The sequence below is a fragment of the Nostoc sphaeroides genome (genome assembly GCF_003443655.1).
In the GTDB taxonomy this organism is placed as follows: Bacteria; Cyanobacteriota; Cyanobacteriia; order Cyanobacteriales; family Nostocaceae; genus Nostoc; species Nostoc sphaeroides.
In genome coordinates, this window is sequence record NZ_CP031941.1 from 594,388 (window position 1) to 618,959 (window position 24,572).

General features: G+C 42.7%; 17 protein-coding genes. 6 read left to right on the forward strand and 11 right to left on the reverse strand.

The features are described 5' to 3' along the window. Window positions 1–84: 84 nt before the first annotated feature. Entirely contained in the window at window positions 85–807 is a 723-nt protein-coding gene (locus tag D1367_RS02815; RefSeq protein ID WP_118162575.1) for a diacylglycerol/polyprenol kinase family protein, read from the reverse strand. A 60-nt stretch (window positions 808–867) separates the two neighbouring features. Here D1367_RS02815 and yidD point away from each other — a divergent pair, with 60 nt between their 5' ends. The 3 genes from yidD (at window position 868) to ychF (ending at window position 2,652) form a co-directional block, all read left to right on the forward strand. After that, window positions 868–1,104 (forward strand): membrane protein insertion efficiency factor YidD, encoded by a 237-nt coding sequence (yidD, locus tag D1367_RS02820; RefSeq protein WP_094330550.1) that lies wholly within the window; start codon window positions 868–870, stop codon window positions 1,102–1,104. Between the two features lie 225 nt (window positions 1,105–1,329). Continuing rightward, complete coding sequence (locus D1367_RS02825) at window positions 1,330–1,515, forward strand: hypothetical protein (RefSeq protein ID WP_118162577.1); 186 nt, start codon at window positions 1,330–1,332, stop codon at window positions 1,513–1,515. A gap of 45 nt (window positions 1,516–1,560) precedes the next feature. Next, window positions 1,561–2,652 carry a redox-regulated ATPase YchF gene (gene ychF / locus D1367_RS02830; protein ID WP_118162580.1) on the forward strand — a complete coding sequence of 364 codons (1,092 nt, stop codon included), beginning with the start codon at window positions 1,561–1,563 and terminating at the stop codon, window positions 2,650–2,652. 217 nt (window positions 2,653–2,869) lie between these two features. Here the strand turns inward: ychF and D1367_RS02835 are convergent, their stop codons facing one another. The 7 genes from D1367_RS02835 to D1367_RS02870 all read right to left on the reverse strand — a co-directional run bounded on the left by D1367_RS02835 (window position 2,870) and on the right by D1367_RS02870 (window position 15,063). Further along, window positions 2,870–4,096 (reverse strand): FG-GAP repeat domain-containing protein, encoded by a 1,227-nt coding sequence (locus D1367_RS02835; protein WP_118162582.1) that lies wholly within the window; start codon window positions 4,094–4,096, stop codon window positions 2,870–2,872. Between the two features lie 161 nt (window positions 4,097–4,257). After that, entirely contained in the window at window positions 4,258–6,537 is a 2,280-nt protein-coding gene (locus tag D1367_RS02840; RefSeq protein ID WP_118162584.1) for a hybrid sensor histidine kinase/response regulator, read from the reverse strand. A 5-nt stretch (window positions 6,538–6,542) separates the two neighbouring features. Then, complete coding sequence (locus D1367_RS02845) at window positions 6,543–6,968, reverse strand: response regulator (RefSeq protein WP_118162587.1); 426 nt, start codon at window positions 6,966–6,968, stop codon at window positions 6,543–6,545. Window positions 6,969–6,976: 8 nt separating this feature from the next. Next, the gene (locus D1367_RS02850) at window positions 6,977–9,547 is read right to left on the reverse strand and encodes a GAF domain-containing protein (protein ID WP_118162589.1); all 2,571 of its coding nucleotides are present in this window, start codon (window positions 9,545–9,547) and stop codon (window positions 6,977–6,979) included. Between the two features lie 1,416 nt (window positions 9,548–10,963). Next, window positions 10,964–12,877 carry a biosynthetic-type acetolactate synthase large subunit gene (gene ilvB, locus D1367_RS02860; RefSeq protein WP_118162594.1) on the reverse strand — a complete coding sequence of 638 codons (1,914 nt, stop codon included), beginning with the start codon at window positions 12,875–12,877 and terminating at the stop codon, window positions 10,964–10,966. 132 nt (window positions 12,878–13,009) lie between these two features. Beyond that, window positions 13,010–14,272 (reverse strand): MFS transporter, encoded by a 1,263-nt coding sequence (locus D1367_RS02865; RefSeq protein ID WP_118162596.1) that lies wholly within the window; start codon window positions 14,270–14,272, stop codon window positions 13,010–13,012. Between the two features lie 215 nt (window positions 14,273–14,487). Continuing rightward, entirely contained in the window at window positions 14,488–15,063 is a 576-nt protein-coding gene (locus D1367_RS02870; protein ID WP_118162599.1) for a hypothetical protein, read from the reverse strand. Between the two features lie 437 nt (window positions 15,064–15,500). On the opposite strand from D1367_RS02870, the gene D1367_RS02875 reads away from it, so the two are divergent. Together D1367_RS02875 and D1367_RS30395 are read left to right on the forward strand one after the other, a co-directional pair. Continuing rightward, window positions 15,501–16,619, forward strand: a complete 1,119-nt coding sequence (locus D1367_RS02875; RefSeq protein WP_118162602.1) for a ferrochelatase — start codon at window positions 15,501–15,503, stop codon at window positions 16,617–16,619. Between the two features lie 264 nt (window positions 16,620–16,883). Beyond that, window positions 16,884–17,027 carry a hypothetical protein gene (locus D1367_RS30395; protein WP_181985230.1) on the forward strand — a complete coding sequence of 48 codons (144 nt, stop codon included), beginning with the start codon at window positions 16,884–16,886 and terminating at the stop codon, window positions 17,025–17,027. 14 nt (window positions 17,028–17,041) lie between these two features. On the opposite strand, the gene D1367_RS02880 is transcribed toward D1367_RS30395, so the two are convergent. The 3 genes from D1367_RS02880 to D1367_RS02890 all read right to left on the reverse strand — a co-directional run bounded on the left by D1367_RS02880 (window position 17,042) and on the right by D1367_RS02890 (window position 21,725). Next, a complete protein-coding gene (locus tag D1367_RS02880) occupies window positions 17,042–19,078 on the reverse strand; it encodes a two-partner secretion domain-containing protein (protein WP_118162604.1) in 2,037 nt (678 codons plus the stop codon). A gap of 369 nt (window positions 19,079–19,447) precedes the next feature. After that, window positions 19,448–19,999 carry a calcium-binding protein gene (locus tag D1367_RS02885; protein ID WP_118162607.1) on the reverse strand — a complete coding sequence of 184 codons (552 nt, stop codon included), beginning with the start codon at window positions 19,997–19,999 and terminating at the stop codon, window positions 19,448–19,450. 1,180 nt (window positions 20,000–21,179) lie between these two features. Then, complete coding sequence (locus D1367_RS02890) at window positions 21,180–21,725, reverse strand: NADPH-dependent FMN reductase (RefSeq protein ID WP_118162610.1); 546 nt, start codon at window positions 21,723–21,725, stop codon at window positions 21,180–21,182. A gap of 319 nt (window positions 21,726–22,044) precedes the next feature. On the opposite strand from D1367_RS02890, the gene ftsH reads away from it, so the two are divergent. Beyond that, window positions 22,045–23,934 (forward strand): ATP-dependent zinc metalloprotease FtsH, encoded by a 1,890-nt coding sequence (gene ftsH, locus D1367_RS02895; RefSeq protein WP_118162613.1) that lies wholly within the window; start codon window positions 22,045–22,047, stop codon window positions 23,932–23,934. Window positions 23,935–24,572: the final 638 nt, after the last annotated feature.

Sequence of the window (24,572 nt, forward strand, 5' to 3'; positions counted from 1 at the left end):
ACTCAACCCAGAAGCATTATATTTATTAACTAACAATGAATATCTCTTGTTTGCTCAATTAGAAAATAGCACTCAAGGCAATTACTAACTCAAGACTAACTGACTTAAAAAGAAGGCAAGGGCTGCACTACCCAAAGGAACTGTCAAATTGTCAATACCCAAAAATGAAACAGCTTCTAAAGCCGTAGCTATAACTGCCACTATCAACGATATCGCCCAAGTTTGCCAACTGTTTCCTTGAGTTCCAACTAAAATCAAACTACTGACGACATAGCTAACGAGCATCATAGTGAGGGAGCCTTCCCAACTTTTTTCTGTCCCAAAAACTTTATACTTGTGTGTACCAAAGCGTTGCCCAATCAAGGCTGCTAATCCATCTCCCCAAGTCATCACCAAAATTCCGAGTGCTGCGTACTGGGGTTGTTGTAAATACCAGAACCAGGCAACTAAAATACCGAAACTGACAGAGTAAAAAAATGTCCCTAAACTTTGCCGTCCAACGCTATTAATACCAGGAAGAATGGGCAATCGGTAGGATAATAAAGTGATTGCACTGGCTAAAATAGAAGCTGTAATCCCTACGCTAGCGGGAATATTTAGCCACCAAGCGATTAAAATCACATTACCAGTGCCAATATGAACTATCTTCCGCACGATTTCTGGCTTATCGGCAAAGCGGTTTACCACCCATGCAATTAGGAGGATGAGTAACACCCAGATTGCAGCGATGCCTTCGGCGGGCACAGCCAACGCAATTTGCAGCCAGAAAAGCGGAATTGAGGTGAAGTCAGAAAATGTAATTAACAAAGATGCGACAAATGAAAATTTTTACCCCTGTTACTAATTTATAAGATTTGGGTAGCTGCAATGAAATTATTATTGATTTGGCTGATTCGGGGCTACCGAATGTTTATCTCGCCTTTGTTTCTCCCGACTTGTCGCTTTCAACCAACTTGTTCGATGTATGCTATTGAAGCTATTGAACGATTTGGAGTGTTGCGTGGTAGCTGGATGGCAACTCGGCGGATTTTGCGCTGTCATCCGTTTCATCCAGGTGGTTACGATCCAGTGCCAGAGGTGGTGGAGAAGGTGAAGGAGGAGTAGTTTGAGGATTAGAGTTTAAACGCAAAGGGGAGGCAGCGCGTTGCGGGGGTTCCCCCCGTTGTAGCGACTGCCGTCGCGCAAAGGGAAGCGCGGAGGGACGCAGAGAATGAGAAGAGGGGTAAGTTTGTAAAGGATGTGTTTGTGGGTATAGCTATTTGGGGAGATGTCAACAGATGAGGTTGTCATCTAACGTGGGAAGGTTGAATAATTTAATTTAGATTTACGATGATTAATCCTACTGCGATTTCTATACCTGAACCACAAATACCCAATCCTGGGCCGAGTCCGCTACCGAGTCCTGAACCTGTACCGGCGCCAGCTATTCCTCAACCGTTACCAGAACCAGTACCTGCTCCCATTCCTCAGACGGTTCCAGGGCCAATTCCCCAAACCATACCGGAACCTGTTTAGATTAACTTGGTAATGTAATCCAAAATCTCAAATCTAAAATCCAAAATGCTAAGAGCCGGAATTGTCGGACTTCCCAACGTCGGAAAATCTACTTTATTTAATGCTGTAGTTGCTAATGCTAAGGCTGAAGCAGCTAACTTCCCTTTTTGCACGATTGAACCGAATGTCGGCGTTGTCGCAGTACCGGATGAACGGTTAAATGTTCTTGCTAAGATTGCCAGTTCGGCACAAATTATCCCGGCGCGGGTTGAATTTGTGGATATTGCCGGTTTAGTTAAGGGTGCAAGTCAGGGTGAGGGACTAGGGAATCAATTCCTATCCCACATCCGGGAAGTTGATGCGATCGTCCATGTGGTACGTTGTTTTGAGAATGATGATATTATCCACGTTGCTGGTTCTGTTGACCCAGCGCGAGATATTGAAATCATTAATATAGAACTGGGTTTATCAGATTTAGCACAAATTGAGCGGCGAATTGACCGCACTCGCAAACAAGCTCGTACCAGTAAAGATGCACAGTTTGAAATCACAGTCTTAGAAAAATTAGCTGCGGCTTTAAATGAAGGTAAATCGGTGCGTCAGGTAAGCTTGAATGAAGAAGAAACAGAAATTATTAAAGGGTTAGAACTGCTCACTTATAAACCGATTATCTACGCCGCGAATGTATCTGAGGATGAGTTGGCAACTGGTAATCATTTTGTCGAAACAGTCCGGCAAATTGCTGCAACAGAAAATGCCCAAGTTGTGATAGTTTCGGCTCAAGTTGAAGCTGAATTAGTGGAATTACCAGAGTCAGATAAAGCTGATTTCCTCGCGTCTTTAGGTGTGGAAGAAGGCGGTTTGAAATCGTTGATTCGGGCAACTTACATGCTTTTAGGCTTGCGGACATATTTCACTTGTGGCCCTAAAGAAACCCGCGCTTGGACAATTAATGCGGGAATGTCTGCACCTCAAGCTGCTGGTGTAATCCACAGTGATTTTGAACGGGGATTTATTCGCGCCGAAACTGTCGCTTATAAAGATTTGGTAACGACTGGTTCGATGAATGCTGCGAAGGAGAAAGGGTTGGTTCGCAGTGAAGGGAAAGAATATGTTGTGCAGGAAGGGGATGTAATGTTGTTCAGATTTAATGTGTAGGGGTAATGGCGTTGCATAAATTCGGGATAATTTTAAGGATTTTCCTTTGCGTAAGACATTAATCCAGCCCCAATGGTGAGGCACCGCCATAAAATTTGCCTCTTCATAACTTTTCAAACATCCTCCTAAACATTAAAGCTAGAGAAAGTGTCACCTTCTCTAGCTTTAACCCTAATCACATCCAGGTCGAAGCATTTATGATTGCTGGTCGCAACACTTAAGCAATGATATTGACCAAATCACCTTTCATGATTGTGTAATCAGTCAAAAGTTGGCTGGAAAATGTGCCGTTTCCATTGGAGAGATAGACTTGGGCGGTGAGAATATCATCAACAGCATATGCACCTTTCTCTTGGCGAATAAAGTCATCTCTACCGTCACCGTTATAGTCGGCGACAATCAGATTGGTTAAATCACCTTTCATGATTGTATAATCAGTTAAAAGTTGGCTGGAAAATGTGCCGTTTCCATTGGAGAGATAGACTTGGGCTGTAAGAATATCATCAACAGCATATGCACCTTTTTCTTGGCGAATAAAATCATCTCTACCGTCACCGTTATAGTCTCCCACAATCAGATTGGTTAAATCACCTTTCATGATTGTATAATCAGTTAAAAGTTGGCTGGAAAATGTGCCGTTTCCATTGGAGAGATAGACTTGGGCTGTGAGAATATCATCAACAGCATATGCACCTTTTTCTTGGCGAATAAAATCATCTCTACCATCACCGTTATAGTCTCCCACAATCAGATTGGTGAAATCACCTTTCATGATTGTATAATCAGTCAAAAGCTGGCTGGAAAATGTGCCGTTTCCATTGGAGAGATAGACTTGGGCTGTGAGAATATCATCAACAGCATATGCACCTTTTTCTTGGCGAATAAAATCATCTCTACCATCACCGTTATAGTCTCCCACAATCAGATTGGTGAAATCACCTTTCATGATTGTGTAATCAGTCAAAAGCTGGCTGGAAAATGTGCCGTTTCCATTGGAGAGATAGACTTGGGCTGTGAGAATATCATCAACAGCATATGCACCTTTTTCTTGGCGAATAAAGTCATCTCTACCATCACCGTTATAGTCTGCCACAATCAGATTGGTCAAATCACCTTTCATGATTGTATAATCAGTTAAAAGCTGGCTGGAAAATGTGCCGTTTCCATTGGAGAGATAGACTTGGGCTGTGAGAATATCATCAACAGCATATGCACCTTTTTCTTGGCGAATAAAGTCATCTCTACCATCACCGTTATAGTCTGCCACAATCAGATTGGTCAAATCACCTTTCATGATTGTGTAATCAGTCAAAAGTTGGCTGGAAAATGTGCCGTTTCCATTAGAGAGATAGACTTGGGCTGTGAGAATATCATCAACAGCATATGCACCTTTTTCTTGGCGAATAAAGTCATCTCTACCATCACCGTTAAAATCAAAAGGCATTAATTTTTCTCCTTTTTGACGAGAAGATTTAATTTCGTTTTTTATCAGTAATTAGTGCAATTATTCTTTGCAAAGATTAAATTCGCCCTCAAATACGGGACTTTTAAGAATGTACTTGCTGCTTAATAAGCGTATGATAAAAAATGGAAAATTACAAGATTTCACGATAATACTTTTTGTAAAGAAAGCAATAATTCGTTGACAGTATAGGGCTTCGACAAAAAGGTATTGACACCAATAGCAGCTACTGCACTGAGCTTATTGTCAGACATAAGTCCACTGCTGGCAATAATTCTGACTTGGGGGTTGATTTTTTGCAGGGTACGGATGGCAGTTAAACCATCCAGCGAGGGCAGCATAATATCCATTAGTACAGCACTAATTTTGTCCCTATTTTTAGCGTACAGCGCGATCGCCTCAATGCCATCATTGGCAACTAAGATTTTATAGTTGTGAGCTTCTAGTGATGTTCTGGTAATCTCAAGAATTGCAACTTCATCATCCACAACCAAAATCAATTCTCCATGTCCTGTCTGTGGTGGCAATTCTTCTGGAGTGAATGTTTCCATTCCCCCCACTGCTGGTAAGTAAACCTTAAAGCTTGTGCCACTTCCCGGTTCACTATACACGTTCACAAAACCTCCGTGGCTTTTAACTATCCCCAACACGGTGGAAAGTCCTAAACCAGTGCCTTGTCCGACATCTTTTGTGGTAAAAAATGGCTCGAAAATTCTATCTAAGATTTCTCTCGGAATCCCAGTTCCAGTATCGGAGACAGTAATCACTGTGTAAGGCCCCTGTTTAGCTTCCAAGTTCATTCGGGCATAATTTTCGTCAATTAACAGATTCTCAGCAGAGATAGTTAAACTACCGCCATTGGGCATAGCATCGCGGGCGTTAACGCAGAGGTTCATCAGCACTTGATGCAGTTGGGTGCTATCTCCAGAAACCATCCACAAATCCTGCGGTACATCAGTGCTAATTTCTATGGATTTGGGAAATGTCTCTTTGAGAATTTTGCCTAGTTCCACAATTATATGTCTGAGTTGCAAAGTGATGCGCTTCCCTTCTACACCCCGCGCAAAGGATAGCACCTGTTTGACTAAATCAGCACCGCGTCTAGCATTGATTTCCAAAATCTCTAATAGATGGCGAGTTCGCTCATCTGCATCAGGAAATTTGAGCGGTAGCAGTTGCGCTCCTGCCAAAATAGGTGTCAGGATATTGTTGAGGTCGTGAGCAATGCCACTAGCTAAAGTGCCAATACTTTCCAAACGTTGGGCGCGAAACAATTGGGCTTCTAGGTGTTTTTTTTCGGTAATATCTGTGTCAACGGTGAGAATTGATTTGGGTTTGCCTTGCTCATCGCACACCAAACTCCAGCGACTAGCAACAAGGATTTCTTTGTTCATTTTAGTAAGTTTATTTAACTCACCCTGCCACTTTCCTTTACTAACAACTTGTAATAAAGCCGCTTCAATTTCTGGTGAAAATTCGTCATACAAAAGCTCATTAGCATTTTTACCCCAAGCTTCTGTCGCTTTCCAACCGAAAAGTGTTTCTGCGCCTTTGTTCCAGAAGATAATTTGATTGTTTAAATCTCGCACGCAAATGGCATCTGTGGCGACATCAAGTAATGCTGCTTGTTCGCGGATTTTTTCTTCTGCTAATTTGCGATCGCGTAGTGCGGCTTGTCGTTCGCTAATATCAATACTGGCGCATGTCACGCCGACTATTTCTTGCGACTCATTCCGCAATGGCTCAACTGTCAAATCGTAATATCGAGTTGTATCTTTGATTGTTATTGATACTTCCTCTCGCCTTCCTATGCCAGTGGTTAACACTTCACGTTTAATTGTGGTGAGACGTTGAGCATCTTCAACTGGGATTATATCCAAGTCTTGTTTGCCCAACATTTCTTCAACTGTCAATCCATTGGAAGGATTGTAAACCCAGGTGTACCGTAACTCGCAATCTTGGTTGTAGACGAAGATGGGAGAGTTTTTCAGGGCTACCCGAAATCGTTCCTCACTCTGTCGCAGTGCGTTGTCTGCCCGTTGACGTTCGATGGCATAACGCATGGAGCGCACCAGCAAGTCGCCAGTTACTTGCCCTTTCACCAAATAATCTTGCGCCCCTTCTTGCATTGCTTTAATTGCTAGGGTTTCATCATTTATACCCGTTAGTACAATTATCGGAGTGGCTTTTGCTTGATGGTGAGTGATGACAAAGGTTTCTAATCCCTGGCTATCTGGCAGCGAGAGGTCTAACAAAATTACATCAAAAAGTTCCTTAGCTAAGTAGTTGAGTGCTTCCGAAAGTCGTTCAACTGGCATCAAATCAACTACAACTGTGGTAACTTCTTTTAAAAACTCTTGTAATAAAAATACATCACCAGGATTATCTTCTACTAACAATACTTTAATATTTTTACCTGCCATTTCCACTACTCCGGTGGCAGTTTTACGATCGCAAACCAAAAATTTTCTATTGATTGGACAATTTTAACGAATTGATCGAAATCTACGGGCTTAGTTATATAACAGTTTGCACATAAATTATAGGCTTTGAGGATGTCTTCTTCAGCTTGGGAAGTCGTCAAAATTACTACAGGAATTCGCTTGAGGTTTTCATCTCCTTTAATTTCTGCCAGTACTTCTCGCCCATCTTTTCTGGGGAGATTTAAATCGAGCAGCACAATATCTGGATGGGCTGCTTCAACATATTTGTCCTGCTTTCGCAAGAATGCCATTGCTTCTACACCATCTTCGACCACATTCAAGTGAATGGAGATTTTGCTATCTTCTAGGGCGATGCGTGTGAGTTGGGCATCGCCAGGATTATCCTCTACTAACAAAACCTCAATAGGCATAATCGGTGTTATGATGCCCACGATTGCTTACCTGCTCTATCTGGAATTGTGAAGTAGAAAGTCGAGCCTTGACCCAGTTTCGACTCAACCCAGATCCGGCCGCCGTGGCGTTCTATAATTTTTTTACAAATTGCCAGACCAATTCCAGTACCGGGATACTTATCTCTACCGTGCAAGCGCTGAAAAATTATAAAAATACGTTCAGCATACTGGGATTCCAAACCTATGCCATTATCGCGTACCCAGAATAACCATTCATCTACCGACGGTATAACATTTAAACTTTCCCCATCTAGATTTCCATTTGGCTTCGCTACGCCGATGTGAATTCGTGGCTGTTGATGACGGCAAAATTTGATCGCATTGCCAATCAGGTTTTGAAATACTTGTATTAATTGGGTAGTATCAGCCATTACTTCAGGTAGAGAATCGTAAGTGACAATTGCTTTATTATCCGCGATCGCAATTTGCAGATTAGCGATCGCTTGTTCTAAGACAATACTACAATTTACTGTTATAAAGGGCTGTCCACGGGTGCTGACGCGAGAATAATTCAACAAATCATTTATCAGCGTCTGCATCCGCCGCGCCCCATCTACTGCGTAGTTGATAAACTGATCGGCATTGGCATCAAGTTGATTTTTGTATCTTCGCTCTAGTAGTTGTAAATAACTCGTTACCATCCGCAAAGGCTCTTGTAAGTCATGGGAAGCGACATAGGCAAATTGTTCCAATTCCGCATTAGAACGAGCGAGTTCTTGACTTTGCTGGCTTTGTTTTTCTAATAGTTGCGCTTGAGATAAAGCAATCCCAATTTGGTTAGCTAGTTGCTGTAACAACTCCGTCTCAAAGTTATTCCACTGTCGAGGTGCAGCACACTGATGAGCTAGCAACAAACCCCAAATGCCGTCCCTGACGAGAATTGGCACTACGAGGTTAGCTTTGACAGCAAACTGCTGAAGAAATTCTCGATGGCATGGTTGAATGTGAGCAGCTTGAATGTCTTCCATTGCACTGATTCTGCCCTGGCGATATCTTTCTATATATTCTTCTTTAAAACAGGGGTCAAAAACATTTCTTCCCAAAATTATCGGCCAACCAGGTAGCACCGCCTCTTGTACTACTGTTCCCGAACCATCAGGCTCTAGTTGAAAAATTAAAACTCGGTCAGCTTGTAATAGTTTTTGTACTTCAGTAACGGTAGTTTGAAGAATTTCGTTTATTTGTAAAGATTCTCGAATTTTCAGGGTGATTTGGGCAAATAATTGCGATCGCAAATTCTGCCGCTTTAATTCTTCATCTGCCTGCTTGCGATCTGTGATATCAGTATAAGAACCCACCATACGAACTATATCACCCGATGCGTCCCAAAGTGCCTGTCCTCGATCTAGAATCCATTTATAGCTGCCGTCTTGGCACTGGACTCGATATTCACAGACATAAAAGGGTGTTTTCTTGGCAAAGTGGTCTTGGAAGGCTTGAAGTACCCAATCTCGCTCATCGGGGTGGATTAGTTTTGTCCATTCATCCCAACCGTTGGAAACTTCGTGGTCTTTATAACCGAGCATTTCTTTCCAGCGAGTTGAGAAGAACACTTCATTAGTCTTGAGGTTCCAGTCCCAAATACCATCATTATTACCATTTAATGCTAATTGCCAGCGTTCTTCACTCTCTCGTAGTGCTTCTGCTGTTCGCCGTCGTTTAGTAATGTCTTGGAAATAAACAGACAAGCCGTCTTTTGCAGGATAGGCGTGGACTTGAAGCCAGCAATTTAGTGGCTGATAAAACTCCTCAAATTCTACACTCACCTGTTCTAAGATTGCTCTGTGATACTCACGAGAGAATGTTGTGTCTATGAATTCTGGAAATACCTCCCAGATGCTTTGACCTAATAATTCATTCTGGGTTTTTTGCAACAGTAATTCTGCTTGACCATTAATGTAAGTGAATCGCCACTTTTTATCTAAGGCAAAAAACGCATCAGTGATGCTTTCTAGCAAATTAGCAATGCGGATTCTGGCCGATTCTGACTCGGCGTGTGCTGCTTGCTGGTGCGCCACTAGCTTCGCGCTAATTTGAGATACCTCAGTTACATGACGCTTAAGTTCTAGTTGGTCGATTACCAAGCGACTTAGAGCCACAAGCGCCTCCACTTGTTTTTGGTTCAATTCTTTTGGAACTTGGTCAATTACACACAGAGTTCCTAGCATATCTCCCTGCGGCGTAATTAGGGGTACACCCGCATAAAAACGCACATAAGGATAGCCAGTTACTACCGCATTATTTGCCAATTTTTCATCAGCTAGGGTATCAGGAACCACTACAATATTACGCTGCTCTTGGCAAAGGTAAGATAAGCCAACATTCCGGGGCATTTCTGATACATTTAAACCTACTTTTGCCTTAAACCATTGACGGTTTTCATCAATGAAATTTACCAAGGAGATAGGCGTACCACAAATAAATGCCGCTAACTGAGCAAGATTGTCGTAAGCTTCTTCCGGTTCGGTGTCAAGAATTTGATACTGGCGGAGGGCTTCTAGCCTTGCCATTTCTGTATCAATTTGTCCAGCTTTCATTAATTTTTATTAAAAAGTTTAAATGTAATATAGCAAAGAAGTTGTGTTTTTACCGTTAGTTGACGCATTGGCATCTGCCTGTCTTGCTGGGGAATTAAACCCATAAACTTTGTTAAATTAGATGTGGATTTATTTCATTAAAAGTTCAACGAAATAATTACGAGTTTGTCTGTATTTTTACTCATTTTCCATATCGATTTGTTGTTTGAGAATAAGTGCAATTAACAAATGCGTAGGCGTAGCCAGCCGTAGGCATCGCTATACAGCGCTTCCCGCTATTATGCAATACAGTTTTTCTCCTTATCCCTCTCCTAGCATAGCTTTCAGTTTTGAGGATGTACCTCATAGCTGCCCGAAGTGCTGTATCTATAACTGGTGGAAAAAATGGGGCAGTGTACAAAGGAATTAGAAAAAAAGAGTCAGAATTCAGGAGTCAGAATAGCTGAATTATTCTTCAACTTTCTTCTAATGTTGCAACAGCAAATGCTTAAAGTAGTCAAATTGTCGTGCTTACAGATATCCCGCCCTGCACTCAAGTGCAAGGCTAATAGCTCAAGTCCACTCAAGTGGACTAAAATCGTTTACCTTACTCAGCACTCTTGATTTAATCCGCTTCAGAGGACTTTAGCTATTAGCCTTGGAATTCCATTCCGAGGCAATACTGCTCGGATAAGCAGGGGAGGCAGGGGAGGCAAAAACTCAACGCCAGCCTCCATTTCTCCCCCTGCTCAAGAACAGCTTGCCTCAACCAAGAAATTCCTTAACCGAGCAGTATTGCATTCCGAGGCGGGATAGCAACGAAGCGGGGATTTGTCAGGTATGGCTAATGGTATTAGAGAACCACAATCCTTGGCAGGATCGCACATCTGTGTGAATAATTCAAACTATGTGTTTTCTAATGTGAAATTATTGTAATTCACTTCGTAGTAAGGACTTCAGTCCTTCTTTTAGGACTAAAGTTTTTACTACGAACATGCAAATTATTTCCGCCGTCCTACTTACAATAACATTCAACCAACACAACAATAAATTTATTATTGATAATTAATAATTCATAATTTAAAGACGCTCTCTACGAGACGCTGCGCGAACGAGGACTCGCTTTCCGCAACGCTATCAGTGGGAACAAGAAATGCTCCACTGTCTTTTTGACCACTCATTTCAAAATGAGCGTGGGGGCTGCTGTACCCATTTTAAAATTTATGAATTATGAATTAATAATTATTTGGTCACAAAGACAAGCGATCGCCCTTGAGTTACGATAACAGCTGCAAATACCTTGCCGAAAAATACCCTGAGCTTTTCAGAGAGGAAATTAGGACTTACGCAAAAAGACAGTGAAAGCCTTGATTTACGGTAGGGGCAATTCATGAATTGCCCCTATATTTCGTATCTGGTCAGAATTATCAAAAAGCGTTACAACTTAGTCCCACACTCAGCACAGAAGTTGTGAGTGGGAGCATTTTTGGCATTGCAATGACTACAATACACTGGTTCTGTTGCGGCTTTTGGCGCTTGCTTTTGCAAGCCGACCATTTGAGCGTTGCTCTTGCCAGGGGCTACCATTGGATAGCAGTTTTCGTCTCTGGTGACGTGGGCATTCAATATCACCGGGCCTTTGTGTGCTAGCATTTCGGCGATCGCATCTTTTAATTCGCTGCGATCGCTAATCACCATGCCCTTAATGCCATAAGCTTTAGCTAACAACTCTACGTCTGGCATCCCTACTTCCATGTTTGAGCATGAGTAACGCTCACCATAGAAGGCTTGCTGCCACTGGCGTACCATCCCTTGCCAGCCGTTATTGATAATTATTGTCTTGACATTTATCCCATATTGTGCAAGTGTCCCTAGTTCCTGCAAACACATTTGGAAACTAGCATCACCGCTAATACAGATGACTTCTTCATCAGGAAACGCCACTTTCGCGCCCATTGCCGCAGGTAAGCCAAAACCCATTGTTCCCAAACCAGCGCTAGAAATCCAGCGCCTTGGGCCATTCTTCAGGAATTGTGCTGCCCACATTTGATGCTGTCCAACATCTGTGGTGTAGAAAGCGTTGGGTGCTTGGCTATTGACTTCTACAATTACTTCTTGGGGTGAAATGCTGTCGGCATGGTGCGGCACTATGAGAGGATACTCATCGCGCCAACGGTTAACTAAATTTAACCACTCTTGGTTTTGATTAGGGGTAGCCTTAACGCCTGTCTCTTTGCAGCGACGCAACAAGTCTACTAACACATTCCGCACATCGCCGACGATGGGCACTTCGGGAACGCGGTTTTTGCCGACTTCTGCCGGATCGATGTCGATGTGAATTACTTTGGCGCGGGAGGCGAATTCGTCTAACTTGCCTGTCACGCGATCGTCAAATCTAGCGCCGACGCAAATCAGCAAGTCGCAATCACTAACGGCAAAGTTAGCGTAAGCTGTGCCATGCATCCCCAACATTCCCAAAGCTAGGGGATGATGTTCGTCAAATGCACCGATCCCCATTAAGGTTGTGGTGACAGGGATATCGAATAATTCAGCTAGTTCTTTGATTTCTTCATGGGCACTAGCTGCGATCGCACCACCACCCACATACAGTAGAGGACGGCGGCTTTCAGTAATCAACTGGATCGCGGCATTAATTTGCCGGGGATTTCCCTTCACCGTGGGACGATAACCGCGTAATTTCACTGAACCTGGTTTTACAGGCACATAGTCAAATTCTTCTAAAGCGACATCTTTGGGGACATCAATCAAAACTGGCCCCGGGCGCCCACTGCTAGCGATGTGGAAGGCTTCGGCGACAATTCGCGCCATATCTTTAGGATCGCGCACTACATAAGAGTGCTTAACGATCGGTAGCGTAATCCCGTAAATATCGGTTTCCTGAAACGCATCTGTACCAATTGACGGCCGTGCTACCTGTCCCGTGACAACAATCATCGGGATTGAATCCATGTAGGCGGTGGCGATGCCTGTCACCAAATTAGTTGCTCCTGGCCCAGAAGTGCCAAAGCATACTCCTACTTTACCCGTGGCACGGGCGTAACCATCGGCGGCGTGGGCTGCACCTTGCTCGTGTCTCACGAGAATGTGCTTTATAGCACCAGTTGCTTCCACCTTATACAGGTCGTCGTAAATTGGTAGAATTGCTCCACCAGGATAACCAAAAATATATTCAACGCCGTGGCGATGAAGACTGTCAAGGAGAGCAAAACCACCAGATGCACGTTTGGGCACGACTGGGGGGCTAGAAGCACGGGACTGTTTGTGATTCTCTGTTTGTGGGAGACTGATTTGGGAAAGCGATTCTCCTGTGGAGACACTTTGTGAACGCACGGTCAAACCTCAGACTATAGCTAAAGTTAATACTCAATTCTGTATTTAAGATTTCATTTTAATTGAAAACTTCAATCAAAACCTGATTAATTTTTATATTCAATATAAAGCTAGATTATTAGCCTACATTAATTAAATAACGTCTTGCAAGACTTTGCGGGTATTTTGCCAAGCCCAAACACCGACAACTACGACAACAATACTCATTGCTACCAGCACAGTTCGCAACCCCAGAGCATCAGTTAATGGCCCAGTAATGGCCAGAGGTAGCGCCAGAGCGATGTTAACGGCATGATTTTGAAAGCCAAATACTTTACCGAGCATGGTAGATGGCGTTTGCTGTTGAATTAAAGTTTGCATGGGTACGCCAATTAGGGAAGCACCTACACCCAAAAATGCACAGAGTCCTAGCGCCAGTAATAAGTTGTGCGTAAAAGTGAACACCCCTAAAACTAGTGCAATTATCAAAAATCCAATTAAAGGTAGGGGCTTGTGATGCAATTTATCACCCCAGTGACCTAAAATCGCCGCACCAAATACCATACCCACGCCTGCTGCTGCCAAGAAAAAGCCAAACTGTTTTTCTTTTAAACCAAACTCTTCAGCTAATTGAATTGTCAGCACCGTTAAGGCTGCAAACACACAATATAAAGTTGTTAGTTGCAGCATTGCGTTCAAGATCAAAGGGTTTTTCTTGAGATAGCGCAGGCTTTCGGTGAATTCAGTCCAAACGTGATTTGATGCCTGATGCTCTTTTGAGAGTTTGGGTTCTTTAAACTTAATTGGCTGCATGATCGCAGCCGATAATATGTATAATCCACCAACTACAATCTCTTGACCGTATTGTTCTCCCATCAAGCTTTTCGCCAAACTCAAAATTGGCTCTCCTATTGCAAAGCCAACAATTAAAGCTCCCATCATCGTGCTGCTAAACAGCGCATTGGCTGCCAACAAATTTTCTCGCTTCACCAACAAGGGAATGGCTGCTTGTTCAGCTGGTGCAAAAAACTGCGTCACTGAGGAAATGGCAAAAGTCAAGATTAACAGAATCAGGAACTCTCGTGGCAAAAGGGGAAGACACAGTGTTAACAGTCCACGCACAATGTCTGAGCCAACCATAATCAGCTTTTTTGGCAAGCGGTCAACAAAGATACCACCGGCAGAGCCGAACAAAATTGCTGGTATTGTAAACGACAGCATCAAGGTTGAGTACATCGAGTTTTGTGCCAACCCAGGAAGCGGTGAGTAGTTCTCCAGCAGAGCAATCAGCAAAACGAAGAAGACCTTATCTGCTAACTGTGACATCAGTTGCCCAATCCACAGGAGCATAAAACCACGGTTTTTTAGCAGTGCGCCAAACCCGTTATTAACAGCAGCTGGTTCAGTTGGAAACATTAGATACTTTCTTTGGGTAGATGGGGCATCCCTTCTCTGCGAGACGCTACGCGAACGGCTTCGCTCAGGGCAAGTGGGCATCCCTTCTCTGCGAGACGCTACGCGAACGGCTTCGCTCAGGGCAAGTGGGCATGGGGCAGAGGGTAGAATAAACGCTAACTCCAAACTCCTAACTCCTAACTCCTAACTCCTAACTCCTAATTCTGTTGTCCGGATTAATTTGCTTCATAGTGCTTTAACAGCATAAGCAAAAAATCAGTTGCTGTCAGACGATCTTTGGGTGGAGAAATTTCAATGGATGAATCTACCCAGCAGCCTTGGACAATTTGGGGCGATCGCCAGATAGACAAATGATCGACTGCTGGCTCTGCATAAAAGTTATTTTGCCCACAACCTAGCAAACAAGAACTCCAATGGGTGAAATAATCATGACTCATCCGGTGAATCGGGAAATTACCCTGTAGTGGTACTCCCCATCCATCTATAGCAATAAATGCTCTGACACGACCACCGAAGAGTTGCCACAAATGTGCTGCCCCTATTGCTCCGACTACGCCAGCACTAAAGCTAATAAGTATAATTGGTGATTTTAAAGAGCCGGTGAAGCGATGGCGCAAAAACTGCAAAATATGTAAAGCTGATAAAACTAAAAAATCTTTACCCGGATAAACCAGTATATTTGCGGCATTAGGAGCGATCGCGCTATCACGAACTACAACATCTAACAATCCTACTCTAAAGCTTTCAGTTAACTCTGGATCATGAATTCCAGGGCAAATAATTATACTCATCTTTAACACTACCTTTGATTTGCTTGAATTCAATGAACGACCACCCGAATTCAGTATATTTAGAACTTACGCATTGACAAAAAATACTAAATAAGCTGATGCGCGTCTAAACTATATAAACACTTTTGATGTCGTTAACTGTTGACTGTTGACTGTTGAGGGGTTTTCAGTCATCAGGTATGCGTGACTTTTGACTTCCTCGAAGGGGCTGGGGCTGACCGCTTTCGCTATTTTAGCGACATACAAGATGGGGCATTGGTTCAATTTTGCATACCCAATGCCCCGCGTAAATTTTATATGTCTTTTGATGTATTATTGGGATTTTCCCACCTATCCTATCCCCCTGGATGGGATAATATTTTACAAGTAGGGGAAATATTTAAGGTATTCCCCAACTTCATATCTCTCTGCACTCTGGTTATATTGAGGAACTCATTGTGGTTGCCACGCCGGAAAAAGTACAACACACCCACGAGCATCTATCAGGTAAAGAACGTGTAGCCGTACTGCTTATGGGCTACGGCGAAGTCGAAAGCTACGAAGATTTCGCCAACTATAACGAACAGGCTTTAAATCTACTGACAGCAAAGTTCGCACCAGTGCCAACCTGGATTTATCCCCCTCTGGCAAAGCTTTTGGCGCTATTTGACCGCCATGAGTGGGGACACACACACCACGATTTTATTTCCCCACACAATGCCATTTTTGAACAGCAACGGGCTGGTATCGAAAAGAATTTACAAGAAAAATGGGGTGATAAGGTTCAAGTTTTCAAGGCTTTCAACTTCTGCGCCCCTTTTTTACCTAATCAAGTTTTAGCAGAAATCAAAAACCAAGGCTTCGAGAAGCTACTAATCTACCCACTGCTGGTTGTTGATTCTATTTTTACCAGTGGGATTGCGATCGAGCAAGTTAACAATGCTCTTGTTGAGTTGGCTGATGGTGAAGAACACTGGGTTAAAGCACAGCGTTATATTCCTTCTTTCTTCAACGAACCAGCTTACATCGATTTGATGGCTCATCTGGTTGAAGAGAAAATTGCTGAGTTAGGTGCAGCTTACCTACCTTCTCAAATCGGTATTGTGTTAATGAATCACGGCTGTCCCCACAAAGCTAAAGGCTTTACTTCTGGGATTGCCGAAAGTGAAGCAATGTACGATTTAGTTCGGGATAAGTTGATTAATCGTTATCCTTTAATCTCGGTGGGTTGGCTCAACCATGACACACCGCTAATTGATTGGACACAGCCAAATGCAGAGCAAGCGGCAAATAACCTGATTCAACTGGGTGCAAAAGTGGTAATTTTTATGCCAATTGGCTTTGCCACAGAAAACCACGAAACTTTATTGGATGTACACCATATCATCCATGCTTTGGAAAAACAGCATCCTGGTACGAACTACGTGCAAATGGCTTGCGTTAATGATCATCCAGAATTTTTGGCAATGGTAGCCCAATGGGCTGATGCTCATATTGCAGAGTTGTTGTCACAAGCTTTGGCAGTTAATCCCCAACTCGCTGGGGATCATCATCACCACCATCACCACCATCATTAATTACTAATTCGTAATTCGTAATTAAGAGGGGCAGAGCAAGCACTGATTACAACTACGAATTATATTGACATTCCCACGCTTCAAGGTGTGGGATTTTTTATGGCTTACTTACGCTTAAATTTGCCTGTAACCCTCGGTATGCAGATAAAATTATTTTTTTTAATCATTCTTAAGTAAAATTCCGAGCAACCCCAGTATTATTACTCAGGATATTTCGTACCCAATGATATCGACTTGACTACGTGTTAAGCGATCGCCGATCCGATGAACTTATCTGGTATGTGGACGGCAAACAATGATGCTCGTAGTTATGCCATTATTGGCAACCCCGCAGTTAGCTTAGTTGTGAGTGACAGTCTGTTCTATTGTGCAGAAAAGTATATGTGCTATCTGCTATTTTTGCTATAAGTGAAATATTTCCATTAAACACAAGCCCGACTCAAGATTAATTGCCCATCAGGTAATCGATACAACCCTTGTGGTTCAATTATTGGGTCGCCTTTTTTCCAAGGACGCGATGTTGATTCAACATTACGTACATCACCAGTTGTATAGGTGGAAATTAAGACATCCCCCGGACTATTGCGTAAAGCGCCAGAACCTGTAATGGTAAAAGAGTTTTCTTGTCGCTTCGTGCCGCGTGAAATGCAACTATTGGCAAAAAGTGCTTTGGTGTCAATGACGTTTGGTGATAATTGGGTGAAGCTGTTTTGAATAGAACTGTTATCGGGTGTATTGATATTTATTACACCCGAAATACCTGATTCGGAACTGGCAGTAATATCACTTTTCTCGGTTAGTTTTGTCCGTGACTGGATACCGAAGATACCTTGCGAGTTGATTTGGATGTTTCCACCAGTTCCAGTCAAGGCATTGGCGCTAATGTCGCTATTCTCGTCAGGAATCGCCACAATGAACTTGCCATCAAAGGTGATGTTGCCGCCGCTTCCACCAGCCCCGTTAGTACCTGCTGAGGCAGAAATCTTACTGTTGCGGCGCAGTAGCAACAAGTCTTGCAAGTTCAGCTTTATATTGCCACCAGCACCGGAGTTAGCTTGAGCAATCAGCTTACCTTGGTTATCCAATTTGATAGAACGAGCAGTGATTTCTAAATCACCTGCCTTATTTGTGCCTTGACTGCTCACAGTTATATCACTATCATTGAAGACATTTAATTCTTCAGCCTTAACTATGATGCTTCCCCCCCCTCCTGTAGACTCTCTAGAAGTGGAAGCTGAAATCGTTGCCCCATCCTGAACAATCAACTGCCCAGTTTTAATTTCTAAGTTTCCGGCATCTCCACTATCTGTAGTCTTAACAAATAAGCCACTGGGATCATCTCCTGGCGAGGTTCCAATGAGTTGAATAGAGTCCCTGGCGTTGACAGACAACTTTCCCCCCTGTCCTTGACTACGAGTGGAAGCTGAAATCTGCGCCCCATCTTGAACAATCAACCGCCCAGTTTCAATCCTTAATTCTCCGGCAGTTCCAGAGCTTGCTGTATCAGTCAACAGACGGCTTCCTCCCAAGAGTTCTACCAACTCCGATGCATTCACTACTAATGTTCCTCCCGATTTTGAGACTAGCGTATTAACCGCAATACTTGAATCATCGGTGAGCCTAACACGCCTAGCTTGCACCTGGATATAACCGTCGTTTCCACCACTAGCACTTACTCTGGCTGCATTGCTAAGAGATATATTTGCTAGTTGCACTCCCACCGGGTAACTTAGGCTGAAATTGTTGTTATCAATGTTTAAGCTTACCGTTCCCTCTCCATTCAATCCTCCTAATTCGACTCGACCACCTCTAGCCCCCAGTCGCCCTCCTTCCAAGTTCACATCGCCGCCTACTAGCAGTAAACTCTGACCACGATTGACCAATAGAGATGCTTGTTGAATAGAAATGGGACTAGCTGCAATTTGATTGAATAGCAAAGCCGAAGGATTCACCTTTAGCAAGGGGTTAAGTGGATTGACGGGTGAAGTCATGGAAAATTCTCCACCACCGGGAAACTGGATTGTACTAACCGTTGTGCCGATAAATGAACCGCCAATATCTAATTCGGCATTTTCTCGAAATATTATGCCGTTAGGATTTATTAAAAATAAGTTTGCATTACCTTGGGCGCTAATCAATCCTTGAATAACTGATTCCTTTCCCCCTGTAACTCGTGAAAAAATATTGACTATCGTTGGGTCATTAAGAAAATTGACACTTCCTTCATCAGGAACATCAAAACGATTGAAACTGTGGAATAAGTTTGTCCCACCAACTTCTGTACCGCCTTTAATATCATGGGTTATGCCATCGGTTGACTCCACTGTAGTTCCCAAAGAGGGATCGGCTATAACCTGAGCGGATGTGCGATCGCAGGAAAAGGAGGCGATCGCACCTACTATAATCAGCAAGCTCGACAGACATGACTGGCAATGCCGAGCGAACCAGCTTTTTAACATCACAGATTTTGTCTCCTAAACTTTGAATATGATTAAAACTAATTTTTTGAGAATAAAATATAATGTGAAACCCTTGCTATTTTGTGGTTTGACGACTTAAGAGTAGGACTTACGCATTGACAGGAAAGCCGAAATGACAGGTATGCTTTTCAAGGCTTTTAACCAGATTTTTCAACTATCTTTTTGCGATCGCGGCTAACAAAGGATAGTTTGTAAATGCCTGAAACAACCTATTTACGTTAATACATAAGATAATTCATTTGTACAGTGCGTAAGTCCTATAGCGGTGTGCAGTTCAGTGAGATACAAAAAAAATGCTGGAATGATTTGACAGCAAGGACTTTGGTGTTCTCATCCAATCGATAACCGCTATAAAGAGGACAAATTAGGACTAGCTGAGGAGAAAAAGAAAATATGTTGTTTTGTAGTTTTTGTTGGCCAGTCGAGGTTAAGAGGTAGCCAGGCTAGCTGCTGATCATCATAAAATAGAGCACCAGTGCTTTTGTCGTATGTAAAAATGCCATCCTGAAGTTGAACAACATTACTCGATCTAAGCGTTAGTAGATTAGTTTTAAACAGAGTAGAGTCAATAGCACCTTTAAAGTTCACTCTGCCTTGCTCGGCTGTATTAGGAGCAGTAGTAACTTCAATAAAATCCTCTTTAACTGAGAAGTCTGTAATTGTATCAATACCGCCACCTGAGTAATACAACTCAAAGGTATCTTTACCCTGACCACCAGTGAGAATGTCATTACCACCTCCTCCAACTAAGCGGTCTTTACCCGAACCACCTATTAGAGTATCATCGCCTTCGTAACCGTAGATTACATCGTTTTTTTCAGTCCCAGTTAGATAGTCGTTTCCAGTGGTGCCGTTAATAGTTTCCACATTCTTTAACTTCCTGATAAATTTAGTAGACATAGGAGTGAAATTAAATATGCGTTATCCAGAACCCAAGTCTAGACATAGCACTGCTACGTCAAAACAATTCATTTTCACTCCTATCTCTAGTGATTTCACTGTTTATCTTGATTAGCATTGTAGGTAAGCTAGATTACAGCATTTACACTGTCAGTGTCAAGTTACCTACAAGCTACTACACTCCTCAAAAGTAGTAATTGCCAGCCTTCATATTTGGCTCTTTAGAACAATTTTTGTTTACACAGGGCTTCCGGCTATTATGCAATATAGTTTTCTCCTTGCCCCTCTCCTATCATCGCTTTCAGCTTTTCGGATGTACCTCATAGCTGCCGGAAGTGCTGTAATGCCCAAAAGAGGCAAAAGTTACGCAGTATTGACTCACACCTCTAGATTTGCACTTTTCTGCATAGCTTGAAAATTTATATCTAATTAAAATAGGTGCATACTTCAACAAGGATCTTTGACTGCAAGTGATAGAACTTCATTCATCAATTATTAGACGATGTTTGAAAAGTCCTCTTCTTGTTATCAAAACCTTTTAGATCCCTCTAAATCCCCCGATAAATTGGGGGAATTTGACTCCGGTTCCCCCCTTTTTAAGGGGGGTTAGGGGGGATCAACAAGTGTCCAAAATCACAACAAATTACTTTTAAAACAACCTCTTAGAGGATGTTTTAAAAGTCGTGATTGATGTATCAAATATTTTTTTACCCCTCCCTAACCCTCCCCGATGTATTGGGGAGGGAACCGGATTTTTCTTGTTTCCCCCAATACATCGGGGGGCTGAGGGGGTGACAATGCAATTAAAATCACAGTCAAACACTTTTAAAACATCCTCTAAGCTATAGCTGTTTCCGACCTAGTGAGGTACACCCGTAGGGGCACGCCACTGCCGTGCCCTTACACCTTGCGATATACTGTTGTACCGCATCTGAATGGGAACCGCTATAATCGGCATTTAAGTTGCATAAAAGCAGGGCTGGAGCCACTTACTACGAGCGAATCATTCTGGAAAAATGAATGACGTATTTATAAACTTTTCAGCCCTTTACTCTCTCACAAATGATTTAGGATTTATCGTATTTCAAGCTTGTAATGAAAAGTTTGTAGTAAGCACTTTAGTGATTAGAAAATGAGTTTAAGGACTAAAGTCCTTACTACGAACTTGCCTACTCTAGAACTAATCAACACCCCGCAGCTTGCGAGTGTTATCAACTAAACTCTGAGCAAATTGATCAAATCTTTGAGATAGTTTTTCATCTAGCAACTTGCCTTCAGGACTAAAAGCACCATAAGCTTGTCCGATCGCAATTTGTTCGGGAATCACCCAACCATGCACCCATCGCACAATTAGCCGTAGGTCATTTAAAGCATTACTATTAGACTGACCCCCTAATACGCTGATTAGTCCTGTAACTTTATCAGACAGTTGCTCAAAGCTCATCAAATCTAGGGCATTTTTTAGCACACCACTAACGCTACCATGATACTCAGGTGTCGCTAAAATTAACCCATCGGCGCGGCTGACTGTATCTTGCAACCGCAGAACATCTGGGTACTCTGGATACTCCTTGGCGCCAGTGCAAAACGGTAGCTGCAACTGCCGTAAATCAATAATTTCTACCTCTCCACCCACCGCTTCAACTCTTTGCACTGCTATTTGCAAAGCAAGCTGGGTATAGGAGTTTGGTCTTAAACTACCACCTATGCCAATAATTCTTACCATAATTAACCCACAAACTATTAACTAACTACTATCACCAGGTTTCTTGAAAAGCGAAATCGTTATGACTATGCTTATCTTAGCGATTTGTGTCGGAATGTGTCAAATTAATATCTACTGGGGACTGGGAAAGAATTATTCCTAATCTCTAATACCCAGTCCCCAATCCCTAATACCCAATCCCCAATCCCAAATCCCCAATACCTAGTCTGGAAGTTAGACTAGATAAGAAAAGTGTAATTTCCAGTTATTACAATTTTTGGTAGAAGAATAGGCATAAAACCATAGCTCAACTTGTGCCAGCAGACAAAGGGTAATTATTATGACAAATTTGGGAAAAAAAGCATTGATAAAAAGACAGTCGTCAAAGCGTGGTGCTTGGGTTGGTGCGATTGCAGCTAGTTTGATTATGTTACCAGGAATTTTCGGGAGTACTCCCGTCTTGGCACAAAAGGCAGAAAGCACCTCTTTAAATTATGGCGACTTGATCAAGAAAGCGAAGGCGGGAGAAATCCAAAAAGTAGAGCTTGACGAAACTGAACAGCTAGCAAAGGTTTATCTCAAAGGGCAAAAGGCTGATACACCACCGCAACAGGTGAGACTTCTGGCACAAAACACAGAGTTAATTAACATCCTCAAAGATAAGAATGTTGATTTTGGCGAAGTTTCCTCAGCTAATAGTCGAGCTGCTGTTGGACTGTTAATCAATCTCATGTGGATTTTGCCACTGGTAGCTTTAATGCTATTATTCCTGCGTCGCTCTACCAATGCTTCTAGCCAAGCGATGAATTTTGGTAAATCCAAAGCTCGCTTCCAAATGGAGGCAAAAACTGGAGTAAAATTTGAAGATGTAGCCGGGGTTCAAGAAGCTAAAGAAGAACTCGAAGAAGTTGTTACTTTCCTGAAACAGCCAGAAAGATTTACTGCTGTAGGCGCACGTATTCCCAAAGGAGTGCTGTTAATTGGCCCTCCGGGTACTGGTAAAACTTTACTAGCAAAAGCGATCGCAGGTGAAGCTGGTGTACCATTTTTCAGTATTTCCGGTTCAGAATTCGTAGAAATGTTTGTTGGTGTGGGTGCATCTCGCGTGCGCGACCTCTTCAAGAAAGCCAAAGAGAATGCCCCTTGTCTAATATTTATCGATGAAATTGACGCAGTAGGTAGACAACGGGGTGCTGGTATCGGTGGCGGTAACGACGAGCGCGAACAAACCCTCAACCAACTGCTCACCGAAATGGATGGTTTTGAAGGTAACACAGGCATCATTATTATTGCTGCCACTAACCGCCCAGATGTTTTAGATACAGCGTTACTCAGACCGGGACGCTTTGACAGACAAGTGATGGTCGATCCACCCGATCTCAAAGGACGACTGGATATTTTGAAAGTCCACGCGCGGAATAAGAAAATTGATCCTAGCGTATCATTAGAAGCGATCGCTCGTCGCACTCCTGGTTTTACTGGCGCAGACTTAGCCAACTTACTCAACGAAGCTGCCATTCTCACTGCTAGGAGACGCAAAGAAGCTGTCACCCTTTTAGAAATTGATGCAGCTGTAGATCGAGTTGTTGCAGGTATGGAAGGTACCGCCTTAGTAGACAGCAAGAGCAAGCGCTTGATTGCCTATCATGAAGTTGGACATGCTTTAGTTGGTACATTCCTAGAAGGGCATGACCCTGTACAAAAAGTTACACTCATCCCACGAGGGCAAGCACTGGGATTAACTTGGTTTACTCCCAACGAAGAACAGGGGTTAATTTCCCGTTCCCAACTCAAAGCCAGAATTACTGCTACTTTGGGTGGTCGCGCCGCCGAGGAAATTGTTTTTGGTAAGCCAGAAGTGACCACAGGTGCAGGCAATGACCTGCAACAAGTTACAGGAATGGCGCGGCAGATGGTGACACGCTTCGGGATGTCAGAATTAGGCCCATTGTCACTAGAAAATCAGAGTGGAGAGGTATTTTTGGGGCGTGACTGGATGAATAAATCAGATTATTCTGAGGAAATTGCCGCCAAAATTGATTCACAGGTGCGTGAAATTGTCAACAATTCCTACATTAGAGCAATAGAACTGTTGCAAGAAAACCGCATAGTTTTGGAGCGTTTAGTAGATTTGTTAATAGAACAGGAAACAATTGAAGGTGATGCATTCCGCAAAATTGTTGCTGACAATACCCAGGTAGCCGATGCACAAGTGGCTGTACCTCATTAGGGAATATTTGACATTCCCTAGTACACTGTGGCGGAAGTTTGCCTACCTTTAACAAGAGGATTTACGCTGTGCTGTACTAGTGAAAATCCAAATATTCATATTCCCGACTTTTTGAAAAAGTCGGGAATTTTATGTGAAAAATAATTTTTTATAGCGCAATACAACTCAGTTATAAAACTTACGCACTGTACAAATGCATCGTGATGTGCATGAACGATTAATAGGTTGTTTTAGGCTTTTCTTAATTATTTTGCGATGCCTACGGCGGTAAACTACGTAAACAGACCATGCTGTAGGGGCATGGCACAATGCTCATTGGTGTCAACTTAACGTAAAAGGCATGTCCCGCAAGGAACTGAAGTTCCAAGAATAATAGCTAAAGTCTACTGAAGTAGACTAAAGATTTTTAGTGGGACTTAGACAAAAAACACCTATAAAATTGCCTCAAATGTATGTACAGAAAGATTTTGACATCGTTTTGCTTAGTTCCTTGATATATTTGGGTTTCAGCCATTTTTGAGCATTTGGTGTATTTCCATTACTGTGTATGGGTTTGAGGCTTGTTTCTCACTCAAAAATGTTTAAGTCCCGTTAGGAATATTTAGTCTACTTCAGTAGACTTTAGCTAAAAGCCAAAG

Excerpts from the sequence above, each read along its gene's own strand:
- yidD (WP_094330550.1), top strand. The coding sequence starts at position 868 with ATGAAATTATTATTGATTTGGCTGATTCGGGGCTACCGAATGTTTATC.
- D1367_RS02825 (WP_118162577.1), top strand. The coding sequence starts at position 1,330 with ATGATTAATCCTACTGCGATTTCTATACCTGAACCACAAATACCCAAT.
- ychF (WP_118162580.1), top strand. The coding sequence starts at position 1,561 with ATGCTAAGAGCCGGAATTGTCGGACTTCCCAACGTCGGAAAATCTACT.
- D1367_RS02835 (WP_118162582.1), bottom strand. The coding sequence starts at position 4,096 with ATGCCTTTTGATTTTAACGGTGATGGTAGAGATGACTTTATTCGCCAA.
- D1367_RS02840 (WP_118162584.1), bottom strand. The coding sequence starts at position 6,537 with ATGGCAGGTAAAAATATTAAAGTATTGTTAGTAGAAGATAATCCTGGT.
- D1367_RS02845 (WP_118162587.1), bottom strand. The coding sequence starts at position 6,968 with ATGCCTATTGAGGTTTTGTTAGTAGAGGATAATCCTGGCGATGCCCAA.
- D1367_RS02850 (WP_118162589.1), bottom strand. The coding sequence starts at position 9,547 with ATGAAAGCTGGACAAATTGATACAGAAATGGCAAGGCTAGAAGCCCTC.
- D1367_RS02865 (WP_118162596.1), bottom strand. The coding sequence starts at position 14,272 with ATGTTTCCAACTGAACCAGCTGCTGTTAATAACGGGTTTGGCGCACTG.
- D1367_RS02870 (WP_118162599.1), bottom strand. The coding sequence starts at position 15,063 with ATGAGTATAATTATTTGCCCTGGAATTCATGATCCAGAGTTAACTGAA.
- D1367_RS30395 (WP_181985230.1), top strand. The coding sequence starts at position 16,884 with ATGAACTTATCTGGTATGTGGACGGCAAACAATGATGCTCGTAGTTAT.
- D1367_RS02880 (WP_118162604.1), bottom strand. The coding sequence starts at position 19,078 with ATGTTAAAAAGCTGGTTCGCTCGGCATTGCCAGTCATGTCTGTCGAGC.
- D1367_RS02885 (WP_118162607.1), bottom strand. The coding sequence starts at position 19,999 with ATGTCTACTAAATTTATCAGGAAGTTAAAGAATGTGGAAACTATTAAC.
- D1367_RS02890 (WP_118162610.1), bottom strand. The coding sequence starts at position 21,725 with ATGGTAAGAATTATTGGCATAGGTGGTAGTTTAAGACCAAACTCCTAT.
- ftsH (WP_118162613.1), top strand. The coding sequence starts at position 22,045 with ATGACAAATTTGGGAAAAAAAGCATTGATAAAAAGACAGTCGTCAAAG.